The organism is Micromonospora sp. M51, assembly GCF_018070305.1.
GTDB classification, from domain to species: Bacteria; Actinomycetota; Actinomycetes; order Mycobacteriales; family Micromonosporaceae; genus Micromonospora; species Micromonospora parva.
This window is the reverse complement of record NZ_JAGPXZ010000802.1, coordinates 1-2,656: the sequence shown is the minus strand read 5'-3', so window position 1 is coordinate 2,656 and position 2,656 is coordinate 1. Positions and strand designations below refer to the sequence as shown.

Annotated in this window: 3 protein-coding genes and 1 pseudogene; 2 read left to right on the top strand and 2 right to left on the bottom strand. The window is 71.4% G+C overall.

Annotated features, from left to right (window positions below):
• Positions 1-339: 339 nt before the first annotated feature.
• Complete coding sequence (locus KBX53_RS29025) at positions 340-1,440, top strand: D-alanine--D-alanine ligase family protein (RefSeq protein ID WP_210862776.1); 1,101 nt, start codon at positions 340-342, stop codon at positions 1,438-1,440.
• Between the two features lie 54 nt (positions 1,441-1,494).
• Here KBX53_RS29025 and KBX53_RS29020 read toward each other — a convergent pair whose 3' ends face one another.
• Both KBX53_RS29020 and KBX53_RS29015 read right to left on the bottom strand, forming a co-directional pair.
• Positions 1,495-2,157, bottom strand: a complete 663-nt coding sequence (locus KBX53_RS29020) for a DUF3515 family protein (protein WP_307857823.1) — start codon at positions 2,155-2,157, stop codon at positions 1,495-1,497.
• Positions 2,158-2,187: 30 nt separating this feature from the next.
• Positions 2,188-2,421 carry an Lrp/AsnC ligand binding domain-containing protein gene (locus KBX53_RS29015; protein ID WP_030335303.1) on the bottom strand — a complete coding sequence of 78 codons (234 nt, stop codon included), beginning with the start codon at positions 2,419-2,421 and terminating at the stop codon, positions 2,188-2,190.
• A gap of 96 nt (positions 2,422-2,517) precedes the next feature.
• Here KBX53_RS29015 and KBX53_RS37220 point away from each other — a divergent pair.
• Positions 2,518-2,656 (top strand): annotated as a pseudogene (locus tag KBX53_RS37220) (thiamine-phosphate kinase); the annotation flags it as partial.

Genomic DNA, 2,656 nt, shown 5'->3' with positions numbered 1-2,656 from the left:
GCGGCGCCGGCAGGTCGACGGGGCCAGCAGCCGGGAGGCCGCCGACCGCATCGCCGGCGCGTTCATGGCGCTGGGCATGGTGCGGGCCGGCCGGCAGCGGGTGAAGGTGATAGCGGTCGGTCGCCGGCACTCCCGGGACTGAGCGCCGACCCAGGTCAGCGGCCTGCGACAGCGCTACCTACCGGTTACGCACCGTATATCCTCTGATGACCAGTTGCCGTGTCGTGCCGTGGCTCGCCGGGTATCGCCTCGCCCTTCCGCCACGCACAGTAAGGTCAACCGGGTGAGCGCCACCGGCGAGCACGACCAGCCGCAGTCGCGTACGAAGAGGTGACCGGAGTGACCACCCCAGGCAAGACCCGCGTGGCGATCGTCTTCGGCGGCCGCAGCCCGGAGCACGGCATCTCCTGTGTCAGCGCCGGCAGCGTGTTCGGCGCACTCGACCCGGACGAGTTCGAGGTGGTGCCGGTGGGCATCACCCGGGCCGGCCAGTGGGTGCTGACCAACGGCGATCCCGCCCAGCTCGCGATCAACGCCCGTCAGCTCCCCGAGATCACCGCCGACTCCGGCGACGACATCGTGCTGCGCGCCGACCCCACCGGCAACGGCCTGATGGTGCTCGACCCGACCGAGGGCCCCCGGGCGCTCGCCGACGTGGACGTGGTCTTCCCGGTGCTGCACGGCACGTACGGCGAGGACGGCACCATCCAGGGAATGCTGGAGATGGCCGGCATCCCCTACGTCGGGGCGAACGTGTTCGCCTCCGCCGCCGCCATGGACAAGGAGTTCACCAAGAAGCTCTGCGCCGTCGAGGGCATCCCGGTCGGCTCGTACGCCGTGCTGCGCAACGGGATGACCCTCAGCGAGCAGGACAAGGAGCGGCTCGGCCTGCCGGTCTTCGTCAAGCCGTCCCGGGCCGGGTCGTCGTTCGGCGTCAACAAGGTCACCGACTGGGCGCAGCTGGACGCGGCGGTCGCCGCCGCCCGGCAGTTCGACCCGAAGGTCATCATCGAGGCCGCGATCGTCGGCCGCGAGATCGAGTGCGGGGTGCTGGAGGGCGAGGCCGGTGGTGCCCCCGAGGCGTCAGTGCTGGCCGAGGTGCGGGTCGTCGCCGACCACGACTTCTACGACTTCGAGGCGAAGTACCTCGACGACTCCTGCGAGTACGACATTCCGGCCAACCTGCCGGACAAGGTGACCCGTCAGGTGCAGGAGTACGCGATCCGCGCGTTCACCGCACTGGACTGCGCCGGTCTGGCCCGCGCCGACTTCTTCGTCACTCCCGAGCTGGACGTCTACCTCAACGAGATCAACACGATGCCCGGTTTCACCCCGACGTCGATGTTCCCGCGGATGTGGGCGGCCTCCGGCCTGGAGTACCCGAAGCTGGTCAACCGCCTGATCCGTACCGCCCAGCGGCGCGGCGTCGGCCTGCACTGAGCCGTCCGACCCCGCCCGCGCGGCTCAGCCGGTGCGGGCGGGGTCGGTTCGTGCTCAGCGCTGGCAGCCGGACGGGATGGCCCCGCCGGAGGGCACACTCGCCACGATCGTGCTGGAGATCGCCGGCAACCACTGCAACGGCTGCTCGTACGCCCCCGGGACGCGCACCGTGATCAGCGTCTCCCGGTCGACAGTGGAGAGCACCGCGTCGTCGGCCTGTTCGGCAAGGTGCCAGCAGACCCCGTTGACCGTCCAGACCTCGTCGGTGCTGGGGAAGGTCGGCTCGGTGCCGCCGCAGGCCACGGTGAGCGCGGGGTCGCCGTACGCGGCGTTCTGCTCCGGGCCGGCGGTGACCGGCCGCTGGGCCAGGTCGCGGATGCTCGCCGGGAGCTGGGACAGCAGCGCCCGGCAGACCGTGGCCGGGCGGGCGGCCAGCGCCGGGGCGGCCATCTCCACCGGGGCGGTGGACTGCACCCGGGCGGTGGTCGCCGAGGGGCTCGGCGCGGCGGCCGGAGTGTCCGGGCTGAGCTTGTTGAAGGCCAACACGGCCACCAGCAGCGTGATCGGCAGGGCTATCACCGTGGCCAGCAGGGCAGCGCCCCGCATGGTCCGATCGCGGCCGGCCGGCGCGGCGGCGGCGGGATCGGTCGGCTCACCGTTACCGTCAGCCGGCCCGGACGTGCCGTCGGTCGCGTCGCGCGCACCGTCGTCGTCCACCGCGGAGGAGGATGATGTCAACTCGTCCACTTACAGCCGCACCACCGAACACGTGAGGGTGCGGGTGATGCCGGGCACCATCTGCACCTTGCTGACGATGAGTTTGCCGAGCTCGTCGACGGTGTTCGCCTCGGTGAGGACGACCACGTCGTACGGCCCGGTGACGGCGTCGACGCGAACCACGCCGGAGATGTCCGCGATGAGACCCGCCACGTCACGTGCGCGGCCGACCTCGGTCTGGATGAGGATGTACGCCTGTACCACGACTCGACCTCCGTCCGTCGCCGCCCGGGAGCGGCCCGAAGGGTGAAACTACCTTACGGACCAGGTCTGATCCCTATCGGTGGTCAAGGAGCAGCGGTGAGCGAGCACGGCGGAGCCGGGCAGCACGGGCGCGACGCCCGCGGTGGCGTCGGCGTGTCCGGGATCGGGGAGTTCGGGCTGATCGGGACGATCTCCGCCCGGCTGTCGTACGGGCCGACGGCCCTGCTCGGCCCGG